The organism is Blastococcus sp. OS1-29 (assembly GCF_057628075.1).
In genome coordinates this window covers 69206-84091 of sequence record NZ_JBXXJK010000007.1, presented here as the reverse complement: position 1 = coordinate 84091, position 14886 = coordinate 69206, and the positions used below count along the sequence as shown (strand labels likewise).

Here is a 14886-nt window from a genome sequence, read left to right as displayed (position 1 = left end):
ATCAGCCGGCGGCGGGCTCCTCGGGCAGGACCACGACGCCGTCCGCGTCCGCCGCGAGCCACGCGCCCTCGTGGAAGGTCACGCTCGCGAAGACCACCGGCCGGCCGGCCTGACCGGTGTGCAGGCCGCGCTCGCTCTTGCGCGGGAACGCCGCCAGCGCGCGCACCCCGACCGGCTGCTGGGCCAGCTCGTCGACGTCCCGGATGCAGCCGTGGACGACGATGCCGGCCCAGCCGTTGGCCGCCGCGGCGAACGCGAGGTTGCCCCCGACCAGCCCGCAGCGCTTCGACCCGCCGCCGTCGACCACCAGCACGCGGCCGTCGCCGGGGCTCTCCAGGGCCTGCTTGATCAGGGTGTTGTCCTCGAAGACCTTCAGCGTCGCGATCGCCCCGCTGAACGTGGCGGCGCCGCCGAACGCCTGGAACACCGGATCGCAGACCTGGATGTCGGGGTGGGCGTCGCACAGGTCGGTGGTCGCGTAGGTCGGCACGCGGAGCTCCCTCTCGGTCGATGTCTCGCCTCGTTATAACCTATAACCTGATCTTCCGCCGACGGAAGGACCACCGTGCCGGACACCCCGGGGGATGCCGGGTTCGCGACCAAGAGCGAGCTCGCCCACAGGCGTGTCCGCGGGCTGATCCTCTCGGGGGAGCTCGCGCCGGGCGCCGTTCTGCCGCAGGCCTCGCTCGCCCGGACCCTCGGCATCAGCACCACTCCCCTGCGCGAGGCGCTCCGGCGGCTCGCGCAGGAGGGCCTCGTCGACCTCGACGCCCACCGCGACGCGCGCGTGCGCCCGCTCGACGCCACCGAGGCCCGCGACCTGCTGGAACTGCGGCGCAACCTCGACCCCCTCGCCGCCTCACTCGCGGCGCAGCGCCGCACCGACGGCGATCTCGACGACATCCGCGCGGCGCTCGACGGGCTCGAGGCACTGACCACCTCCCCGTCGCTCGCACAGCTGGACAGCCACCACCGGTTCCACGCCGCGATCCACCGCGCCTCCCACAACACCCTGCTGGTGCAGACCCTCGACGGTCTCTGGGTGAAGACCGACCGCTACCGGCGGCACGGACTGGAGACCGGCCGCAGCGAGGAGGAGCAGCAGGCCCGCGCCACCGAGCACCGGCTGCTCGTCGAGGCCGTTCACGACGGCGCCGCGGACACCGCCGCCGAGCTGATGCGCCGGCACGTGGAGACCAGCCTCGGCGCCCGGTCGGCCGACCGGCTGGCCGACCCGGGTCACCGGTGAGCGACCGCCGCCGGCTGCTCGCCCTGCTCCTGCTGCACTCCACCCTCACCCAGGTCATCACCTTCGTGCTGCGGCCGACGTCGGCCTACCGCGCGATCGAGCTGGGCGTGTCGCCGGCGTGGCTGGGGGCGCTCACCGCGTCGTTCGCCGTGGTGCCGCTGGTCCTGGCGGTCCCCTCCGGCCAGGCGACCGACCGCTTCGGCGAGCGCCGGGTGATGCTCCTCGGCGCGGTGCTGATGACGCTGTCCGGTGCGGTCTTCGCGCTCGAGCGGGGTGGCGCCGCCGGCCTCGTCCTCGGCAGCGTGGTCCTGGGCACCGGTCACCTGTTGTCGGTCGTCGGGCAGCAGGCCGCGGTCGCCAACAGCGCCGGGCCGGGACGCTTCGACAGCGCCTTCGGCTACTACACGTTCGCCGCGTCGCTCGGCCAGGCCGCGGGACCCGCGCTCATCACGCTGCTCGGCGGGTCCGCCGAGCTGCCCGACACCACACCGATCTTCCTGACCGCCACCGCGCTGGGCGCCGTCCTGCTGGCGACGACGGCCTTCCTGCGCATCCCGGCCGCCGAGCGCTCCGGCAACGCCGGGAGCAGCCGCGGCATGGGCTCGCTGCTGCGCCTGCCCGGGCTGCTGCGCGCCCTGCTGGTCAGCTGCGTGGTCCTCGCCGCCGTCGACATCACGCTCGTCTACCTGCCCGCGCTGGGCACCGACCGCGGGCTGGCCGCGGGCACGGTCGGGCTGCTGCTGACGCTGCGGGCCGTGGCGTCGATGGCCTCGCGGTTCTTCCTCGGCCGGCTCGTCTCGTTCGTCGGCCGGCGGAGGCTGATGGTCGCCAGCGTGGCGCTGGCGGCGGTGTCGATGGCCGTCGTCGCGGTGCCGCTGCCGGTCGTCGCCCTGGGCGCGATGGTCGTCCTCCTGGGCCTGGGCCTGGGGGTCGGCCAGCCGCTCACCATGTCGTGGCTGGCCGAGGTCGCCCCGCCCGGCCAGCGGGGCCGCGCGATGTCGCTTCGCCTCACCGGCAATCGGCTCGGCCAGGTGCTGATCCCCAGCACCGTGGGTCTCGTGGCGGCCGGCGTCGGGGCGGCCGGGGTTCTCGCGGCCACGGCGGCCGCCCTCGCGGCGGTCGGCGTCGCCTCCCGGCGGCTGGCCGTGGACGGCCCGCGCGCGTAGGCCTCGAGGCGTCACGGGCCTCGGCGCAGCACTGGACCTGCTCGGCTGAACCCCGGGGGTACTTTCTGTACAGAAAGTCCCCCCGGGTCGCTACTGGGCGGCCTTGACCGCGAGCACGGGGACGTTCGCGTCCAGCAGGATGCGCTGCGCCTGGCTGCCGGTGATCAGCTTCCCGGTCGGGGTGCGGCGACGCAGACCGATGACGATCAGGCTCGCCCGAAGCCGGTCGGCCGCCTCGACGATCTCCTCGGACGCCTCGTGCCCGCGCACGAACTGCTTGATCTCGTAGACGACGCCGGTCTGGTCGAGCCGGGCGCGTACCTCGTCGAGGTTGTCCTCGGTGGCGTAGCGGGGGTCGGACAGGGTGTCCCCCCGAGCGGTGTTCACGACGTGCAGCGGCTCCTCGCGGCGCTGCGCCTCGGTGATCGCGGCGGCCAGGGCGGCCTCGCCCTCGGGGGTGGGGACATAGCCCACGACGATGGTCATGGCCGCATCATGGCCGATCCGGTCACCGACGGCTGCATTGGGGCGCTAACGATCATTTCGTTCCTTGCGTGCGCGACCGCAGGGTGAAGCGCCGTTCCGGCCGCCCGGCGGTGCCGTACCGCGACCGGACGTCGGCCTCCTGGCCCGCGACCAGTTGCTCCAGGTAACGCCGCGCGCTCACCCGCGCCAGGCCGGTGCGCTGGCTGCACTCGGTGGCCGAGAGCCCGTCCGGCCCGGCCGCGGCGAGGGCGCCGCGCACGAGCTCCAGCGTCTCCGGAGTGATGCCCTTCGGGGTCTGCGCCGGGGTCGCGGACGCGCCGCCGCGGGCCCGGCCGAACATCCGGTCGACGTCGTGCTGACCGGCCTCGTCGAGCTCGGCGAGCTCTCCGCGCAGCCGCGCGTAGTCGTGCAGCCGCGCCTCGAAGGTGCGCCGGTCGAAGGGCTTCACCAGGTAGTGCAGGACGCCGCCGTGCAGGGCGCTGCGGATGCTGTCGACGTCCCGCGCGGCGCTGATCACGATGACGTCGGCCGGCCACCCGTCCGCGCGGAGCCGCCGGAGGACGTCGAGGCCGGTCATGTCCGGCAGGTACACGTCGAGCAGGACCAGGTCCGGCCGCAACCGGACGACGTCCTCGAGCGCCTGGGTGCCGGTCGACGCCGTCCCGACGACCTCGAAGCCGTCCAGCGCGGACACGAAACCGGCGTGCACCTTCGCGACCATGAAGTCGTCGTCGACGATCAGGACGCCGATCACGATGCGACCAGCGAGGGCTCGGCGGGCAGGGTCGCGGTGAACGTGGAGCCGCCGACCGACGACGCCGTCACGTCGCCACCGCGGCGGGTGCACACCAGGTGCACCAGGGAGAGGCCGATGCCGCGCTCGCGCGACGTGCCCAGCCCCGCGCCGTCGGTGGCGAGGGCCTTGGTGGAGACCCCGCGGCGGAAGATCTCCCGCTCCATGCCGGGTGGCACGCCGGGCCCGGAGTCCCGGACGACGACGTCGACGTCGCCGTCGATCAGCCCGAGCGACACCTCGACCCACCGCGTGGTGGCCTCGGCCGCGGCGTCCATCGCGTTGTCGACCAGGTTGCCGACGACCGTGGTGACGTCGGTGCTCAGTTCGCCGTCCAGGACGGGCAGCGAGGAGTCCGGGGCGATCCGCAGATCGACACCGAGCTCGGCCGCCTGGCTGGCCTTCGCGATCAGCAGCGCTGCCACGGACGGGTCGCGCACCGCTGCCGTCACCGCCTCGCTGAACTCCGACCGGCTGGAGCTCACCCGGTGCACGAACCGGACGGCCTCCTCCGACTCGCCCAGCTCGATCAGCCCGGCGATGGTGTGCAGCCGGTTGCTGAACTCGTGGGCCTGCGCCCGCAGCGTGTCGGTGACGTGCCGGGTCAGGTCGAGCTCCCGGCGCAGTTCCAGCAGTTCGGTGCGGTCGCGCAGGGTCGTCACCGAGCCGATCGGCTTGCCGCGGCTGGCGATCGGCAGCCGGTTGAGCACCAGGACCCGCCCCGCGCTGGCCACCGCGCGGTCCATCTCGACGTCGTCCCGGAGCAGCGCGTCGCGCATCTCCTCCCCCACTCCCAGCTCGGCGAGCGTGCGGCCGAGCGCATCCCCGGGGATCTGCAGCAACCGGATCGCCTCGTCGTTGATCAGCGTCACCCGCCCCCGCAGGTCCAGGCCCACCACGCCTTCGCGGATGCCGTGCAACATCGCGTCGCGGTGCTCGACGAGGCCGACGATCTCGGTCGGCTCCAGCCCGAGCGTCTGCCGCTTCACCCGCCGGGCCACCAGCAGCGAGCCGACGATGCCGATCACGCTGGCCAGACCGAGGTAGGTGAGCAGGTTGGGCGCCGCTGCCCGCAGCAGGTCCATGACCGAGGGGTAGAGCCGGACGACGGCGACGAACCCCGCGATCTCGCGCCGGGGCCCCGTGAGGATGGGTGCCATCGCCACCGCGGCGGGATCCCCGTTGAACGACCGCTCGCCCCGCCAGCCGACGCCGCGCAGGACGGTGCTCTCCCCCACGTCGTAGTGCCGGTGCAGCTCGGCGGGGTCGGCGCTGGCGAGCACGGTGCGGTCCGGCTGGGCGACGACGACCGACGCCGAGCCCGAGTTGATCCGCGTGGTCTCCGCGGCCACCCGGACGTAGGAGAGCGTGCCGCGGTCGACGGCGTCACGCAGCGCCCGGGACCCGGCCAGCGATTCGGCAACGGCCTGCGCCCGCCTACCCTCGAAGTCGCGCGCGCTCTTCGCCGACTGCGCGACCGACACCGCCGTCACCCCGATGAGCACCACGCAGACGATCACCACCTGCAGGGCCAACAGCTGGCCGGCCAGCGAGAGCCGCCGGTTCATGGTCACTCCAGGGATCAGTGGGTTCGGGCAGGGCCAGTGCAGCACGCAGGGCGCCCGGAGCGGACCGTGACCACAAGGACCACAAAGCTCAATGCGCACGCAAGCGTGACACGGACCACCCCGCTTGCCACCTTGCTGTCAATCGGCGGGACATCCGCCGGACACACAGGAGGACAAGATGCGCCCCCAGAAAATGCGTGCGGCTTCCCTGCGGAAGCTCACCCTCGGCGCCGTTGCCGCGGGCCTCGTGCTCACGGGCTGCGGAACCACGGCCGACGGCGGCTCCGCCTCCGGCGGCGGCAACGACGGCCCGATCAGCGGCCTTCGGTTCATGGTGCCGAACTCCCCCGGGAGCGGCTACGACACGACCGCCCGCGCGGTCGCGGCGTCCATGGAGGACGGCAAGGTCGCCAAGGGCGTCGAGGTGTTCAACCTCGAGGGCGCCGGCGGCACGGTCGGCCTCCAGCGGCTGGTGAACGAGAAGGGCAACGCCGACATGCTCATGCAGATGGGCCTCGGCGTCGTCGGCGCGCAGTTCAGCAACAAGTCGCAGGCGACCCTCGACGAGACCACGCCGGTCGCCAAGCTGATCGAGGAGTCCGAGGCGATCGTCGTCCCCGGCAACTCCCCGTTCAAGACGATCGACGACCTGGTGAAGGCCTGGAAGGCCGACCCGGGCAACACCCCGGTCGGCGGTGCCTCCAACCCCGGCGGCCCCGACCACCTGACCCCGATGCTGCTGGCGAAGGAGGTCGGCGTGAAGCCGACCGACGTCAACTACGTGTCCTACGACGGCGGCGGCGAGCTGCTGGCCGGCATCCTCGGTGGCGACGTCAAGTTCGCCGCGACCGGCATCGGCGAGGTGACCGAGTCGGCCGCCGCCGGCGACGTCCGCATCCTGGCCGTCACCAGCGAGAAGCCGGTCGAGGGCGTCGACGCCCCCACGCTGACCGACGAGGGCATCGACCTGGTGTTCGCCAACTGGCGCGGCATCGTGGCGCCTCCGGGCCTCAAGGACGCCGACACCGAGAAGTGGGTCGACGCGGTCAAGAAGATGCACGACGGCGCCGCCTGGAAGAAGGCCCTGAAGGACAACGGCTGGACCGACGCCTTCGTGACCGGTGACGACTTCGGCACGTTCCTCACCGACGAGAGCGACCGGGTCAAGTCCGTGATGAGCGAGCTGGGCCTGGTATGAGTTCTGCCGCCTCCGGCGGCACCCGGGAGCAGGGCCGCTCCGAGTACGGAGTGGCCCTGTTCCTGGGGGCTCTCGGCCTCCTCGTCATCGTCTCGGCGCTGCTCCTGCCGGAGAGCAAGATCGCCCGTGGACCCGTCGGCCCCGGCGCCATCCCGGTCGTCGTCGGCACGCTTGTCGTAGTCGTCGCCGCCTTCCTCGCCCTGGACGTGTTCCGCGGAGGCCGTGGGGAGCCGGAGGGCGGCGAGGACGTCGAGCTCACCGGCGGCAGCGACTGGCGGACCGTCCTGATGCTCGCGGCTGCGTTCGTCTCGAACGCCCTCCTGATCGAGTCACTGGGCTGGCCGTTCTCCGGCGCGATCCTCTTCTGGGGCTCGGCCTTCGCCCTCGGCAGCCGGCGCGTCATCCGCGACGCGGTGATCGCGCTCGTCCTGTCGTTCGGTTCCTGGTACCTGTTCGCCTTCGCCCTCGGCGTGGTCCTGCCGGTCGGCATCCTGAAGGGCATCCTCTGATGGACGCACTGACCTCACTGGTCGAGGGATTCGGCACCGCGCTGACCCCCGGCAACCTGCTGTACGCCTTCGCCGGCGTGCTCCTTGGCACCGCCATCGGCGTGCTGCCCGGCATCGGCCCGGCCATGACGATCGCGCTGCTCCTCCCCCTCACCCGGGGCCTGGACGTCACCAGCGCGCTGATCATGTTCGCCGGCATCTACTACGGCGGCATGTACGGCGGGTCGACGACGTCGATCCTGCTGAACACCCCCGGCGAGAGCGCGTCGGTGGTCACGGCCATCGAGGGCAACAAGATGGCGAAGGCCGGCCGCGCCGCCCAGGCGCTGGCGACCGCGGCGATCGGGTCCTTCGTCGCCGGCACCATCGCGACCCTGCTCCTCGCGCTGCTCGCCCCGACCGTCGCCCACCTGGCGATCCAGGTCTCGCCCGCCGACTTCTTCGCCGTGATGCTGCTCGCCTTCATCGCCGTGACGTCGGTGCTCGGCAGCTCCCGGGTCCGCGGGCTCGCCGCGCTCGGCATCGGGCTGACCATCGGCATCATCGGCATCGACAAGACGTCGGGCCAGCAGCGGCTCACCTTCGGCATCCCCCAGCTCGCCGACGGCATCGACGTCATCGTCATCGCGGTCGGCCTGTTCGCCGTCGGCGAGGCGCTGTGGACCGCGGCCCACCTGCGCCGCAGTCCGGTCGAGGTCATCCCGGTCGGCAACCCGCGGATGAACCGCGACGACTGGAAGCGGTCGTGGAAGCCGTGGCTGCGCGGCACCGTGATCGGCTTCCCGTTCGGGGCCATCCCGGCCGGCGGCGCGGAGATCCCGACCTTCCTGTCCTACGTGACCGAGAAGCGGCTCTCCAAGCACCCCGAGGAGTTCGGCCACGGCGCCATCGAGGGCGTGGCCGGTCCGGAGGCCACCAACAACGCCTCGGCTGCCGGTGGCCTCGTGCCGATGCTGACCCTGGGCATCCCGACGACGGCCACCGCGGCGATCATGCTGGCGGCGATCCAGAGCTACGGCATCCAGCCCGGACCGCAGCTGTTCAGCAAGGAGCCGGAACTGGTCTGGGGGCTGATCGCGAGCCTCTTCATCGGCAACACGGTGCTCCTGGTGCTCAACCTGCCGCTCGCGCCGGTCTGGGCGCGGTTGCTGCGGATCCCCCGTTCGTACCTGTACGCCGGGATCCTGTTCTTCTCCAGCCTCGGCGCCTACGCGGCGAACGCCAGCACGTTCGACCTGTTCCTGCTGCTGGTCATCGGCGGGCTCGGCTTCATGATGCGTCGCTACGGTCTGCCGGTGCTGCCGGCGATCATCGGCGTGATCCTGGGACCGTTCGCCGAGCAGAAGCTGCGGCAGGCGCTGCAGATCAGCAACGGCCACGTCAGCGGGCTGTTCGAGCCCATCTCGATCGTCGTCTACTGCATCGTCGGGCTGATCCTGCTGTTCCCGATCATCAACCGGCTCCGCCCCCGCAGGGCGGCGCCGTCGGTGCTCGAGGAGGCCGCGCACGAGATCGAGGAGGCGCACGCCCACACGGGGCTGACCAACGCCGTCTCGGTGGAGCGCCACGTCGGCGAGGCCGCCGCCCGGAAGCCCGACTTCGGGGAGCCGAGCGGGCTCTGAGACCACGGAGGGGGAGAGTGCCTGCCGGCCCCTCCCCCTCCGTGCTGTCAGAGGCTGCGCCAGCGGCCCTCGGTGGAGTTGCCGCCCGGCTGTGACGCGAAGACGTTGCCGGTCGTGGGGGGCACGTCGTCGTCGGCGATCGCCAACCGCTGCAGCAGCGGGCCGACGAGGAAGTCGTAGACCGCCGGGACCAGCCGGAAGCCCGCGGTGATCAGCGGGTTGAAGATGCCCGCCTGCACCTGCCGCCGCGGCCGGTCGAGCAGCGCGACCACCCGCCGTCCCAACCGCTCCGCCGAGTACACCGGCGGGGGCGGGCGCCCGGTGCTGCCGGTCCACGATGCGGCCTGCACGTAGATCGGGGTGTCCACGCCGCCGGGCTGGAGGATCGAGACCTCGACCCCCGGCGCGTCCCGGGTCTCCTGCTGCAGGACGCGCACCAGGCCGAGCTGCCCCCACTTCGCGGCGACGTAGCTGCCCATCAGCGGTGTGGCCACCTGGCCCAGCAGCGAGTTGACCACCACGAGGTGGCCGCCGCCCTGCTCCCGGAACAGCGGCAGCACGACCCGCGCGACGACCGCGGTGCCGTGCACCGCCGTCTCCACGACGGTCTCGAACACCTCCCGCGGGAGCTCCTCGATCGTGCCGTAGGCCATGACCTGCGCCGCGTGGACGACGGCGTCGAGCCGGCCGAACTTCCGCACCGCGCCGTCGACCGCGGCCCGGATCGCCTCCTCGTCGGTGACGTCGGCGGAGTGCACCAGCACCTCGCCGGCGCCCGCGGCGCGTGCCTGCTCCGCGGTGTCGTCCAGCGACTCCTCGCCCCGGGCGACCAGCACCAGGTTGGCGCCGCGGCCGGCGAGCTCGAGGGCGGTCGCACGGCCGATGCCGCTGGAGCCTCCGGTGATCAGGACGGTCTCGGGTGTGGGCACCCTCGCCTCCTACCCGGGGTCCGTCGGGCTCATACCGGTGGTGCGCAATCGATCCGGTCGAGCTCTCCGAGCAACCAGCCGGGCCCGGCCACGCCCACGCCGGTGGGCAGGCGGTCGCGCAGCCCACGATCGGCGGTCACCACGAGCAGGCCGTCCCCGGCGTGCGCGGCCGCGAAGTCCACCAGGGCGTCGTCCCCACTGCCGGCGGCGCGGACCAGGCGGACGCCGTCCGGCGCCGGCACGTCGCGCGCCACTCCCTCGACCACGGCGACCACGCCGGTGCAGTCGACCGGCCCGGCCAGGGTGGCGCCGGGCAGCGCGGCCAGCCGGCCCAGCAGGCGTCCGGTCGCCCCCGCGCGGTCGCGCCACCAGCCGTCCGGTCGCGAGCCGACGACGTTCGCCACGTCCACGACCAGCACCGTCACCGCCACCCCCGGTCCCTGTCGCCCGTCCGGGCGAACCGTGATCATCCCCGTTTGCCGCCGGGGAGGCAGGGCATGCAGCACGCCGACTGCTGGGGGATCACCGCAGCCCACCCTGTTCGGAGGAGGCCCACCATGGCCGGCACGGACCACACCGACCGCGACGAGACCCGCGTCGCCCCCGCTGTCGGGAGCACCGACACCGCACGCACCGACACCGCACGCACCGGCACCGCACGCACGGACACGGTGCGCACCGACGGCGCGACCGTCACCCGCGGGGCGGGACGGGACGCCGTCGCGGCCCAGCACGCCCGCTTCGGCGGCATCAAGTGGGGATCGGCGTTCTTCGGCTGGCTGTCCGCCAACGGTCTCGCCGTCATCCTGATCGCGATGCTGTCGGCCGCAGGCGTGGCCCTGGGACTGGCGAACCACGTCGACACCGCCGACGAGGCGGCCAACCAGGCGTCGGAGATCGGCATCGGGGGCGGCATCGCCGTCCTCGTCGTCCTGTTCCTCGCCTACCTGGCCGGTGGTTACGTCGCGGGGCGGATGGCCCGCTTCGACGGCGTCCGCCAGGGCCTGGCCGTGTGGCTGGTCGGACTGATCGTCGTGGTCGTGCTGGCCGCGGCGGGCGCGATCCTCGGCGCGAAGTACAACGTCCTGGAGCAGCTGAACCTGCCGCGCATCCCGGTCGACGAGGGCACCGCGACGACCGCCGGGATCATCACCCTGGTCGCGATCCTGCTGGTGACGCTGCTGGGCGCCGTGCTCGGCGGCAAGCTCGGCGACCGCTACCACCGCCGGGTCGACCGCGCGGGCTTCGACGCCCTGTAACCACTCGCTCCACACGGCCCCGCCGGCGCCCTGCGCTGCGCGGGGCCGTGCCATTCCCTGCCGGCCTGCAGCGCTCCGCCCGGGGTCCTATCGTTGCTATACAGCAAGTGTCTGGCTCGACGAGGGGACCCGCGATGAACCTGCTCCCCGACATCCCGTTCTGGGCCGACCTCCTCGTCTTCGTCGCCAGCGCCGTCGTCATCTGGGTGGCCGGGATCTCCCTGTCGGACAACACCGACGTCCTGGCCGACCGCCTGCACCTCGGCCAGGCCCTCGGCGGGCTGATCCTGCTCGCGGTGGCCACGAACCTGCCCGAGATCGCGATCACCTACAGCGCGGCGGCCAGCGGCCAACTCGACGTGGCTGTCAGCAACATCCTCGGTGGCATCGCGATCCAAACCGTGGTGCTCGTGGCCCTGGACGCCTTCGGCGTCCGGGCGAAGCGCCCGCTCACCTACCAGGCGGCCAGCCTCACCCTGGTCATCGAGGGCGCGGTCGTCCTCGCCGTCCTGGTCGCGGTCGTCATGGGCACCCAGTTGCCGAAGACCCTGGTTCTGTTCCGGCTCACCCCGGACGTCGTCCTGATCGCGATCATCTGGGTCGTGGGGCTGCTGCTCACCCAGCGGGCCGGGAAGTCACTGCCGTGGGAGGACAGCGGAGAAGCTCCCGACAGCCAGCCCGAGCCCCGGGGCCACTCCCGGACCACACACGCCACGACCGCGACCCACAAGGGGATGAGCACCGCACGGGCCGGGCTGATGTTCGGCGTCGCCGCGCTGGCCACCCTCGTCGCAGGCGCCCTGGCGGAGGAGAGCGGCACCGCGGCAGCGGACCACGTCGGCCTCTCCGGGGCGCTGTTCGGCGCAACCGTCCTGGCCGCCGCGACGTCGCTCCCCGAACTGAGCACCGGGCTCACGTCGGTCCGCGAGGGCGACTTCAAGCTGGCGTTCGGTGACATCTTCGGTGGCAACGCGTTCCTGCCGGTGCTCTTCCTCCTGGCCGTCCTCGTGTCCGGGAAGCCCGTGCTGCCCAACGCCCACGCCTCCGACATCTACCTGACCGGACTCGGGGCCCTCCTCACCGTCATCTACATGGCCGGCCTGCTGTTCCGGCCGTCGAAGAACCACGCGCGCATGGGCATCGACAGCATCGCCGTACTGGTCGTCTACGTCATCGGGGTGGTCGGCCTGGTCGCCCTCCCGGGATAGGCCGGCATCGACGGAACCGGCACTAACCTGCACGGCATGTGTCGGAACATCCGCCCGCTCTCCAACTTCGAGCCGCCGGCGACCCACGACGAGATCGCGGCCGCCGCCCTCCAGTACGTCCGCAAGATCAGCGGCACGACGAAGCCGTCACGGGTCAACACCGAGGCCTTCGACCGCGCCGTCGACGAGGTGGCAGCCGCGTCCACCCGGCTGCTGGACGCGCTGGTGACCACCGCCCCGCCGAAGGACCGCGAGGTCGAGGCGCTCAAGGCCCGTGAGCGCGCCGCGCTGCGCTACGGCACCTGAGCCGGCCGACACGGCGACAAGGGAACAAGGAGACATGTCGACATCCGCCAGCGAGTGTCCGGAGGCCGGCTCCGACGGTGAGACCCGGAAGGAGCGGATCAACCGGGAGCTGATGGAGCTGCTCAACGAGCTGCGGGTGGCGCTGCCGGGCGTGCAGTTCCTCTTCGCCTTCCTGCTCGTCGTGCCGTTCCAGCAGCGGGGAAGTCAGATCACCGAGTTCCAGCGCGGGGCCTACTTCGTGGCGCTCGCGGCGGCCGCGCTCGCCACCGCACTGCTGATCGCCCCGGCCGCCCAGCACCGCATCCTGTTCCGCCAGCACGACAAGGAGAACCTGCTGCGGCGCAGCAACCGGTCCGCCCGCGCCGGGCTGCTCGCGCTCGGGGTGGCGATCTGCTCGGTGCTCCTGCTCGTCGTCGACGCCGTGTTCACCACGACCCTCGCGTGGGTGACGGCGGGCGCCCTGGCCGTCCTCCTCGCCTGGTGGTGGCTGGCGGTACCGCTCTGGATGCGCGCCCACCACGCGCAGGAGGAGGTGACCCATGAGTGATCTCCGGCTGCGGCAGGCCCGCTTCGCGGAGCTCACGCCGTTCGAGGTGTACGGGTTGTTGCGCCTACGGGTGGACGTCTTCGTCGTCGAGCAGGAGTGCCCCTACCCCGAGCTGGACGGGCGGGACGTCGAACCGGCGACGGTGCACGTGTGGCTGGAGTCCGACGACGCGATCGCCGCCACGATCCGAGTCCTGGACGACGGCGCGAGCCGCGCGATCGGCCGGGTCGCCACCGCGACGGCGTTCCGCGGTCGGGGGCTCGCGGCCGAGCTGATCGAGGAAGGCATCTCGCTCTGCGGCGACGTCCCGATCACGCTCGGCGCGCAGGCCCACCTGGAGGGCTGGTACGAGCGCTTCGGCTTCCGCCGCAGCGGCCCCGGCTACGTCGAGGACGGCATCCCGCACGTGCCGATGCGCCGGGAGCCGCCCGTCAGCGCGTGACGCCGGTGTGGCCCAGGGAGTAGCGCCCCGGCTGCGGCCAGACGCAGAGACCGTGCGGGCCGTTGCCGACCGGGATGCGTGCCAGCAGGTGGCCGTCGGTCGTGGAGAGCACGTAGACCTCCTTGTTGTACCGCCCGGACAGCCACAGCTGACTGCCGTCGGAGGTGACGCCGCCCATGTCGGGGCTGCCGCCCGGGATCGGCCAGGTCGCCTTCACCGCGCCGGTGACCGGATCCAGCACGGTGACGGTGCCGGCGATGCGGGCGGTCACGTACAGGACGCTGGCATCGCGGCTGGGGTAGATGCCGTGCGTGCCCGCGCCGATCGGGATCTCGCCGATCACCTGCGTCGCCGCGCCGTCGAGCACCCACAGGCTGCCCTGGTCGGAGTCGGCGATGTAGAACCGCTGCCCGTCCGGGGAGAGCTTGATGTCCTGAGGCCCCATGTGGGTGTGCCGCACCGGCATGTCGATGGTGCGCAGCAGCGTCCGGGTGGCCACGTCGACGACGGCCACCCGGCCGGCGAACTCGCAGGTGAAGACGGCGGTGCGGCCATCGGCGGTGAAGTCGGCATGGTCGATGCCCCCGCAGTCCGGGATGGGCAGCCGGCCCTGCTCCTGCCAGGTGTGCCAGTCGTAGAAGACCAGGGTCTTCTGGGCCTCGGCCACCGAGACCGCGGCGCTGCCGTCGGGCAGGAAGTACATGTTGTACGGGTCGACGACCGGGATGCGGTCACCGTGCGCGCCGGTCTTGGGGTCGATCGGCGTGATCGTGTTGCCGATGTCGTCGGTCGCGTACAGCGTCGTCATGTCGTAGTTCGGGACGACGTGCTGCACCTCCCGGCCGGCCGGGAACTGGTCGACCTGCTTGAACGTGGCCGGGTCGATGACGCGGACCTCACCCGACCCGCTGTGCGGCACGTAGACCAGCGGCTTCGCGGCGGCCGCGGCGGGGCTGAGCATGCCGGCGCCGGCCTCGGAGTAGACGTTCTTCGGGTCGGTGACCGGTGGCATGCCCGGAAGCACGTTCACGGCCGGGGTGGTCGGGGCGGCGCTCGGCGGCGGCAGGGACGTCGAGGCGGCGGCCGAGTGATGGGCGTGCGTCTGCTCGGCATCGTGACCGGCTGCCGAGGTGCACCCGGCGAGCACGCTCAGGGCCAGCGGAACGACCGCCAGTCGGGAAAGCCTGCCTGCCATGCGCCGTGTCCTCCTCGTCGTCGGCCGACCAGAACCCGGCCCCGTTGGCCGCCAGCCTGCCACGGCAGGATGCCGTCATGGAGGACGACGCACTGCTGCGGACGGCGGCCGACCGGCTCGAGGCGCTGGCCACGCGCACCACGGCCGGCGACTGGCGGACCGGCGGACTGCTGGCGACCCGGCCGGAGGTCATCGCGCACCGGGAGGGCGGCACGGAGCACGTCGCGGAGGCCCGGGCCGGCACCGCGGCCTGGATCACCGCCCTCTCCCCCGCCGTCGCCCCGCCGCTCGCGGCGTGGCTGCGCGCCACCGCCGCGGCCTCTGACATCGATCCGGCCGCAGTGGCGGTCGCCCGCGCCCTGCTGGAACGGCTGCCCTCACCGGCGTCGTGACGCGTGGTTGTGCGCTC

Annotated in this window: 18 protein-coding genes; 11 read left to right on the top strand and 7 right to left on the bottom strand. The window is 72.7% G+C overall.

Annotated features, from left to right (window positions below; all coding sequences use genetic code 11):
• Position 1 precedes the first annotated feature (1 nt).
• A complete protein-coding gene (gene rraA / locus AC2H4J_RS18225) occupies positions 2–490 on the bottom strand; it encodes a ribonuclease E activity regulator RraA (RefSeq protein WP_487466307.1) in 489 nt (162 codons plus the stop codon).
• Positions 491–565: 75 nt separating this feature from the next.
• Here rraA and AC2H4J_RS18220 point away from each other — a divergent pair, with 75 nt between their 5' ends.
• Together AC2H4J_RS18220 and AC2H4J_RS18215 are read left to right on the top strand one after the other, a co-directional pair.
• Positions 566–1249: a GntR family transcriptional regulator gene (locus AC2H4J_RS18220; protein WP_487466306.1), complete on the top strand. Its 684-nt coding sequence runs from the start codon at positions 566–568 to the stop codon at positions 1247–1249.
• Positions 1246–2415 carry an MFS transporter gene (locus AC2H4J_RS18215; protein WP_487466305.1) on the top strand — a complete coding sequence of 390 codons (1170 nt, stop codon included), beginning with the start codon at positions 1246–1248 and terminating at the stop codon, positions 2413–2415. The genes AC2H4J_RS18220 and AC2H4J_RS18215 overlap by 4 nt, the downstream gene beginning before the upstream one ends.
• Before the next feature lie 90 nt (positions 2416–2505).
• Here AC2H4J_RS18215 and AC2H4J_RS18210 read toward each other — a convergent pair whose 3' ends face one another.
• From AC2H4J_RS18210 to AC2H4J_RS18200, 3 genes are read right to left on the bottom strand one after another with little or no spacing between them, the layout of a single operon-like run.
• Positions 2506–2901, bottom strand: coding sequence for a universal stress protein (locus AC2H4J_RS18210; RefSeq protein ID WP_487466304.1), 396 nt, complete (start codon positions 2899–2901; stop codon positions 2506–2508).
• Between the two features lie 52 nt (positions 2902–2953).
• Positions 2954–3655 (bottom strand): response regulator, encoded by a 702-nt coding sequence (locus tag AC2H4J_RS18205; RefSeq protein ID WP_487466303.1) that lies wholly within the window; start codon positions 3653–3655, stop codon positions 2954–2956.
• Entirely contained in the window at positions 3652–5262 is a 1611-nt protein-coding gene (locus tag AC2H4J_RS18200; RefSeq protein ID WP_487466302.1) for a sensor histidine kinase, read from the bottom strand. The genes AC2H4J_RS18205 and AC2H4J_RS18200 overlap by 4 nt, the downstream gene beginning before the upstream one ends.
• A gap of 178 nt (positions 5263–5440) precedes the next feature.
• Here AC2H4J_RS18200 and AC2H4J_RS18195 point away from each other — a divergent pair, with 178 nt between their 5' ends.
• From AC2H4J_RS18195 to AC2H4J_RS18185, 3 genes are read left to right on the top strand one after another with little or no spacing between them, the layout of a single operon-like run.
• Positions 5441–6460 (top strand): Bug family tripartite tricarboxylate transporter substrate binding protein, encoded by a 1020-nt coding sequence (locus AC2H4J_RS18195; RefSeq protein WP_487466301.1) that lies wholly within the window; start codon positions 5441–5443, stop codon positions 6458–6460.
• Positions 6457–6969, top strand: a complete 513-nt coding sequence (locus tag AC2H4J_RS18190; RefSeq protein WP_487466300.1) for a tripartite tricarboxylate transporter TctB family protein — start codon at positions 6457–6459, stop codon at positions 6967–6969. Before AC2H4J_RS18195 ends, AC2H4J_RS18190 begins: the two co-directional genes overlap by 4 nt.
• On the top strand, positions 6969–8591 hold the full coding sequence (locus tag AC2H4J_RS18185; RefSeq protein ID WP_487466299.1) for a tripartite tricarboxylate transporter permease: 1623 nt from the start codon (positions 6969–6971) through the stop codon (positions 8589–8591). The genes AC2H4J_RS18190 and AC2H4J_RS18185 overlap by 1 nt, the downstream gene beginning before the upstream one ends.
• Positions 8592–8638: 47 nt before the next feature.
• On the opposite strand, the gene AC2H4J_RS18180 is transcribed toward AC2H4J_RS18185, so the two are convergent.
• Positions 8639–9520 carry an SDR family NAD(P)-dependent oxidoreductase gene (locus tag AC2H4J_RS18180; RefSeq protein ID WP_487466298.1) on the bottom strand — a complete coding sequence of 294 codons (882 nt, stop codon included), beginning with the start codon at positions 9518–9520 and terminating at the stop codon, positions 8639–8641.
• A gap of 29 nt (positions 9521–9549) precedes the next feature.
• Positions 9550–9951: a hypothetical protein gene (locus AC2H4J_RS18175; RefSeq protein ID WP_487466297.1), complete on the bottom strand. Its 402-nt coding sequence runs from the start codon at positions 9949–9951 to the stop codon at positions 9550–9552.
• 126 nt (positions 9952–10077) lie between these two features.
• Between AC2H4J_RS18175 and AC2H4J_RS18170 the strand changes: the two genes are divergently transcribed.
• The 5 genes from AC2H4J_RS18170 (at position 10078) to AC2H4J_RS18150 (ending at position 13282) form a co-directional block, all read left to right on the top strand.
• Entirely contained in the window at positions 10078–10779 is a 702-nt protein-coding gene (locus tag AC2H4J_RS18170; protein WP_487466296.1) for a hypothetical protein, read from the top strand.
• Positions 10780–10913: 134 nt separating this feature from the next.
• On the top strand, positions 10914–11987 hold the full coding sequence (locus tag AC2H4J_RS18165) for a sodium:calcium antiporter (RefSeq protein WP_487466295.1): 1074 nt from the start codon (positions 10914–10916) through the stop codon (positions 11985–11987).
• Between the two features lie 36 nt (positions 11988–12023).
• Positions 12024–12293 carry a DUF2277 domain-containing protein gene (locus tag AC2H4J_RS18160; protein ID WP_487466294.1) on the top strand — a complete coding sequence of 90 codons (270 nt, stop codon included), beginning with the start codon at positions 12024–12026 and terminating at the stop codon, positions 12291–12293.
• A 34-nt stretch (positions 12294–12327) separates the two neighbouring features.
• On the top strand, positions 12328–12840 hold the full coding sequence (locus AC2H4J_RS18155) for a DUF6328 family protein (protein ID WP_487466293.1): 513 nt from the start codon (positions 12328–12330) through the stop codon (positions 12838–12840).
• Positions 12833–13282: a GNAT family N-acetyltransferase gene (locus AC2H4J_RS18150; RefSeq protein ID WP_487466292.1), complete on the top strand. Its 450-nt coding sequence runs from the start codon at positions 12833–12835 to the stop codon at positions 13280–13282. Before AC2H4J_RS18155 ends, AC2H4J_RS18150 begins: the two co-directional genes overlap by 8 nt.
• Here AC2H4J_RS18150 and AC2H4J_RS18145 read toward each other — a convergent pair.
• Positions 13272–14477 (bottom strand): YVTN family beta-propeller repeat protein, encoded by a 1206-nt coding sequence (locus AC2H4J_RS18145; RefSeq protein ID WP_487466291.1) that lies wholly within the window; start codon positions 14475–14477, stop codon positions 13272–13274. The genes AC2H4J_RS18150 and AC2H4J_RS18145 overlap by 11 nt on opposite strands.
• A 77-nt stretch (positions 14478–14554) precedes the next feature.
• Here AC2H4J_RS18145 and AC2H4J_RS18140 point away from each other — a divergent pair, with 77 nt between their 5' ends.
• Positions 14555–14869 carry a hypothetical protein gene (locus AC2H4J_RS18140; protein WP_487466290.1) on the top strand — a complete coding sequence of 105 codons (315 nt, stop codon included), beginning with the start codon at positions 14555–14557 and terminating at the stop codon, positions 14867–14869.
• Positions 14870–14886 lie beyond the last annotated feature (17 nt).